This window comes from Achromobacter sp. (genome assembly GCF_032113835.1).
In the GTDB taxonomy this organism is placed as follows: domain Bacteria; phylum Pseudomonadota; class Gammaproteobacteria; order Burkholderiales; family Burkholderiaceae_B; genus Achromobacter.
Map to the genome: position 1 here is coordinate 1 of NZ_DAMCTG010000156.1, position 5576 is coordinate 5576.

The 5576-nt window shown below is 68.4% G+C and carries 5 protein-coding genes; all 5 read left to right on the top strand.

What is annotated here, in order from left to right; translation table 11 throughout:
- The coding region (locus RT697_RS26710; RefSeq protein ID WP_313702644.1) for an adenosine deaminase at positions 1-771 on the top strand (771 nt) is incomplete at its 5' end.
- A 150-nt stretch (positions 772-921) separates the two neighbouring features.
- Complete coding sequence (locus tag RT697_RS26715; RefSeq protein ID WP_313702645.1) at positions 922-2190, top strand: carboxylesterase/lipase family protein; 1269 nt, start codon at positions 922-924, stop codon at positions 2188-2190.
- 71 nt (positions 2191-2261) lie between these two features.
- Positions 2262-3221 (top strand): tripartite tricarboxylate transporter substrate binding protein, encoded by a 960-nt coding sequence (locus tag RT697_RS26720; RefSeq protein WP_313702646.1) that lies wholly within the window; start codon positions 2262-2264, stop codon positions 3219-3221.
- A 150-nt stretch (positions 3222-3371) separates the two neighbouring features.
- Positions 3372-4349 carry a tripartite tricarboxylate transporter substrate binding protein gene (locus tag RT697_RS26725; protein ID WP_313702647.1) on the top strand — a complete coding sequence of 326 codons (978 nt, stop codon included), beginning with the start codon at positions 3372-3374 and terminating at the stop codon, positions 4347-4349.
- Positions 4346-5290 (top strand): BMP family ABC transporter substrate-binding protein, encoded by a 945-nt coding sequence (locus RT697_RS26730; protein ID WP_313702648.1) that lies wholly within the window; start codon positions 4346-4348, stop codon positions 5288-5290. Before RT697_RS26725 ends, RT697_RS26730 begins: the two co-directional genes overlap by 4 nt.
- Positions 5291-5576: the final 286 nt, after the last annotated feature.

The following is a 5576-nucleotide window of genomic DNA, read 5'->3' on the forward strand; positions in this document are numbered from 1 at the left end:
TACTACATGGGCGCGGACGTCCTGCGCACCGAGCAGGACTTCTACGACCTGACGTGGGCCTACCTGCTCAAGTGCCACGAGCAGAACGTGGTGCACACCGAGCCCTTCTTCGATCCCCAGACGCACACCGACCGCGGCGTGCCGTTCGAGACCGTGCTGAACGGCATCAGCCAGGCCCTGGCCGACGGCCGCAAGCAGCTGGGCGTGACCAGCGGCCTGATCCTGAGCTTCCTGCGCCATCTGCCTGAAGAACAGGCGATGCGCACGCTGGATCAGGCGCTGCCCTACCGGGACGCGTTCATCGCCGTGGGCCTGGACAGCAGCGAGCAGGGATTTCCGCCGCGCCTCTTCCAGCGGGTGTTCGACCGTGCACGGGCCGAAGGCCTGCCCGCCGTGGCGCATGCCGGCGAAGAAGGTCCGCCCGAATACATCTGGGAGGCGCTGGATCTGCTGAAGGTGCTGCGCATCGACCACGGTGTGCGCGCCGCCGAAGATCCCAAGTTGATCGCGCGTCTGATCGACGAGCAGATCCCGCTGACCGTCTGTCCGCTGTCCAACACCCGGCTGCGCGTGTTCGATCACATGCGCGAGCACAACATCCTGTCGTTGCTGGATGCCGGCGTGAAGGTCACCGTCAACTCCGACGATCCCGCTTATTTCGGCGGCTATGTCACCGAGAACTTCCACGCGCTGTACGAGCACCTGGGCATGACCCGCGAGCAGGCGCAGGCGCTGGCGGACAACAGCCTGGACGCGCGCATCGCCAAGTAACGGCGTCCGGATGGCATCCAGCCATGCGCGTTGCGCATGGCTATGTTCAAAACCGGAATGGCCGGCGCCGCACTTTCCTCCCTACCATTAGTCCGGCGGCAGCACAGATTGCCGCCGCCGGACGATGAACAACGATACAAGGGGCAGGATATGAGTGAACGCGTGAAAGCGTCGTTGCGCACAGGCACGCTGGTTGGCGTGCGCGACGGCGGCGTGTGCCGCTATGGCGCAATTCCGTATGCACAACCGCCCGTGGGCGAATTGCGCTTTGCACCGCCGCAAGCGGCGGACATTCCCGGCGAATTCGACGCCACGGGAACCGGCCCCGTCCCGCCGCAATTGCCCTCGCGCCTGCGCGGCGCCATGGGCGACTTCGACACCGAACAATCCGAAGACTGCCTGCACCTGACGGTGTGGACGCCTGCGGCAGACGGCAAGCGCCGCCCCGTGGTCGTCTGGCTGCACGGCGGCGCCTGGCAAAGCGGCGCCGGTGCGCTGGACTGGTACGACGGCGCCAGCCTGGCCGAACGCGGCGACGTGGTCGTCGTGGCCGTCAATTACCGGCTGGCCGCGCTGGGCTGGCTGTACGTGCCGGGCCAAACGGCCAACGTCGGCCTGCTGGATCAGGAACTGGCGATCGACTGGGTGCTGGACCACATCCAGGACCTTGGCGGCGATCCGGCGCGCATTACGGTGATGGGCCAATCGGCAGGCGCCTCGTCGATCTGCGCCATGCTGGCGCGCCAGCCGCGCTTCTCTCGCGCCATCCTGCAAAGCGCCGCGCTGGGGCGCGGCTTTCGCAGCGCGCAGCAGGCCGACACGCTGGGACAGGTCTATCTGCGCGCGGCCGGCGCCGAATCGCTTTCCGCGGCGCGCGAGTTGCCGGTGTCCGCGCTGCTGGCGGCGCAGCAGGCGCCCGAGGTCGTGCAGGCCCTGCGGGCCGAAGGCAGCAGCCGCAGCCTGTTCTCGCCCGTGCTGGACGGCCAGGTGCTGCCGCAAGCAATCACACCCGCGCTCGTCACCGCCGCGGGGCGCGCGGACGTGCTGGTCTGCTACACGCGTGACGAAATGGCCGCGTTCCCGGACCACGGCACGGACGCCGCCAGCCAGGAGATGGGCGACGCCGTGTTCGGCGCACCCTCCCGGCTGTGGGCCCGGCAGGCGGTGGCGCAAGGCCGCAAGGCCTGGCTGGCGCGCTTTGACGTCGCGCCGACGGACCGCTTCGGCGCCTGCCACTGCATCGAACTGCCGTTCGTGTTCGACACGCTGCGGGCCTTCGCCAATGCCCCGATGCTGGCCGGCCTGCCTGCCGCGCAGGGCGAGCAGCTGGCGCGCCAGACCCAGACCGCATGGCTGGCGTTCATCCGGGGCGATGCGCCGGATTGGCCGCAGGCGCCGCACATGCAGATCCTGGGCTGAGTCCGCAACGCCCTACGGAGGCGCCGGCCTTGCCGCCGCGCCCCGCACACCAACGACACAAGGGGAATTCCATGTTCAAGCAAACCGCTCTTGCGCTGGCGCTTGCGCTGCCAATCGCGCTGCCAATCGCCGCCACCGCAGCCTATCCCGACAAGCCGGTCAAGATCATCGTGTCCAATCCGCCCGGCGGCCCGGTCGACGTCATGCTGCGCGTCCTGGCCAGCAAGCTGGGCGCGGCATGGGGCCAGCCCGTGGTCGTCGAAAACAAGCCGGGCGCCTCGGGCATCATCAGCACAGGCGCGCTGGTCAAGTCTGCACCCGACGGCTACACGCTGGGCATGGTCGTCGCGTCGTCCGTGACTATCGTGCCGTTTGCGGTGGACAGCTTGCCCTTCGATACGCAGAAGGACCTGCAGCCCATTTCGTTGGTGGCGCGCACACCGTTCATCTTCATCGTGCCCAAGGACAGCCCGCTAAAGACCTGGGAAGATTTCGTCCGGGAAAGCCGCGCGCGCAGCTTGAGCGTGGGCTCGTTCTCGATCGGCACCGCGTTTCACCTGGTCTGGGAACAGACGGCGCGGCGCGCGGGCATCAAGGCGCTGTACGTGCCGTCGTCCTCGTCGGGCAAGACGCAGAACGACCTGATCGGCGGGCAGCTGGACGTGGGTCTGGACGCGCCGTCCAGTTCCAAGGGTCTGATCGACAGCGGACGGCTGCGGGCGCTGGCAATCACCAGTCCGCAGCGGTTTGGCGGCCTGCCCGACACGCCCACGTTGAAGGAGTCGGGGCTGGACTACGCGCCGCAGCCGTGGATCGGGCTGATGGGTCCAGCGGGCATCCCGAAGGATCGCGTCGCGCAGATCCAGAAGGCGGTGACCGACATCCTGAAGGACCCGGCCATGAAGGCGCAGATGGAAACGCTGGGCATGATTCCGATCGGCAGCTCGCCCGAGGAACTGGCCGCCACCATCGAAGCCGACCGCGCCGAGATGGGACCGCTGATCAAGGAGCTGGGCATCAAGCTGCAATAGCGTCAATGCGGTAATTTCCGCGCAACGCGATATCGCTTCGGATTCCGAGTCGGCATAAGCAAACGGCTACAAATTCTTTGTCAGCTGCCGCCCCGCTTCTTACAGTGTGCGCCTTTGCCGCCATGCGGCCGCACGACAGAAGCTTTCGCCATGCCGATCTCCCGACGCAAATTCCTGCTTGCCAGCACCCTGGCGCTGCCGCTGGCGCGGCCACGCCTGGCGCGCGCGTCAGACTGGCCCGCACGTCCCATCCGTCTTGTCGTCACGTTTCCGCCCGGCGGCGCCAGCGACATCGCCGCCCGCATCATTGCGCCGGTGCTGGCCGAACGGCTGGGCCAGTCCATCGTCATCGAAAACAAGCCGGGCGCGGGTTCGACCATTGGCGCAAACCTTGTCGCGCAATCGCCGGCCGACGGCTACACGCTGCTGATGTCGAACTCGGCGCCCCTGTCGATCTCGCCGGCGTTGATGCCGCAGGGCGGGTACGACGCGTTGGCAAGCTTCAGGCACATCGCCTACCTGGGCGCGGTGCCCACGGTATTCGTCGTGCATCCGTCCGTGCCGGTGTCCAGCCTTGCCGAGCTGACCGCCTGGATCAAGGCGCAGGACCAGCCGGTGCAATACGGCAGCGGCGGGCTGGCGTCGGTGGGACAGATCGTGGGCGAACTGTATTCGCGCCAGACAGGTGCGCCGTTGCAGCACATTCCGTACAAGGGGTCGGGCGCCATGCGCAACGATCTGCTGGGCGGACAGATCCGGGTTGCAGTGGATGCCCTGCCGCAGAACCTGCCCTTCCTGCGTTCGGGGCAATTGCGGCTGTTGGCCGTCACCACGCAGGAGCGCGTGCCGCAGGCGCCGGACATCGCTTCGGTAGGCGAACTGGGCTATCCCAGCCTGGTCGCGGAAAACTTCATTGGGCTCTCCGCGCCCGCGGGGCTGCCCGACGCGGTGGCGGCGCGGCTGCATGCGGAAGTCGGATCCGTGCTGGGCAATCCGGACATTCGGACCAAGCTCGAGGGCCAGGGCTTTGTGCTGGCGCAGAAGACGCCAGCGGAGTTCACCGACTTCGTGCGCCGGCAGGCCGACAGCTGGGGGCCGGTCGTGCGCGCAACGGGAGCGAGCCTGTGAGCGCGCGCCGTCTGCTCGTGCTGTTCGGCTTTCGCGGCCGGGGCGGCTTCAACGAGGCTGCGCTGCAGGGCGCCGAGCGCGCGGGACGTGCAGGCCATCCGCTGCACGCGGAGTGGGTCGCGGCCACCGACCCGGCCGCGCGCGCCGAGCGGCTTGCGCAGTTGTGCAATGGCAATCCCGATCTGGTGATCGTGCATGGCGGCCAGGGCGATGCGCCCGTCGCCGAGGTGGCGCCGCATTTTCCGCGCACGCAATTCGCCATCACACAGGGCAGCCATACGGCCGCCAATGTCGCGAGCTATGAGATTCTGCAAGAGCATTCCGCATTTCTTGCCGGCATTTTGGCCGGCTTGCGATCAGAGGGAGATGGCGCGACGGACGGCCGAGCCACAGGTGGCCGCGCCGCGCACCTTTCCGGCGAACGCGTCCGGCCCGGTCTGAAGGGCCGCGCCGCGTATGCCGACGGCGTGCGCCGCGTGACGGGCCAGGAACCGCTGACCGGGTTCTGCGGCAATCAGCACGACCCGGACCTGGGCGAGGCCTGGACGCGGGCGCTCGCCGCGCAACGCGCCCGCGTGCTGTTCGCGATGATGGACGGCGGCCGGGACGGCGTCACGCGCGCCTGCCGCGAAGCCGGCATCTGGCAGATCGGCAACGTGCTGGATTGGGTGGCTCGCGATCCGGAGGTCTATCTGGCATCGGCGCTGGCGGACTCGGGGCTGTGCGTGGAGCGCGCGGCTGCGGACCACGCCGCGGGCGCGCTGGCCGTCGGGCGCATAACGCGCTTCGGCCTGGAGGCGGAAGCCTCGTTGCGGCTTGTGCTGGGCGCGGACGTCACTGCGTACGAGCGGCGCGAGCTTGATGCGTGGTCGGGTCGTCTAGCGTCCGACGAGATCGAAATTGCCAGTCACTACGACGGCAAGGAATTCGCGCTGTCGTAGATGCCGTCGCATCGCATCACGGCGCCGCCGACCTGTGGCGGCGCATTGCAGGCGACGTGGCCCTCTGCCCCGCGCTCACCTTGCCCGAGCGTTGCGGGCATCCCGCATTGACGCGTCGCCATGCCGTGGCTACAGTGGCCGGCAGTCTTGCGGCATGCCCTTTCCGCCGCCTTCCCGAACCGCCCGCGGTCCCGCCGTTGGCCCAACACACCGGATACCCATGAACAGCTACCGCGTCGGCATCGCCGGCTTCGGCGCCATCGGCCAGGCCGTGGCGCAATCCCTG

Bases quoted from the DNA above. Each gene is read 5' to 3' on its own strand.
- RT697_RS26725 (WP_313702647.1), top strand. From the start codon at position 3,372: ATGCCGATCTCCCGACGCAAATTCCTGCTTGCCAGCACCCTGGCGCTG.
- RT697_RS26720 (WP_313702646.1), top strand. From the start codon at position 2,262: ATGTTCAAGCAAACCGCTCTTGCGCTGGCGCTTGCGCTGCCAATCGCG.
- RT697_RS26715 (WP_313702645.1), top strand. From the start codon at position 922: ATGAGTGAACGCGTGAAAGCGTCGTTGCGCACAGGCACGCTGGTTGGC.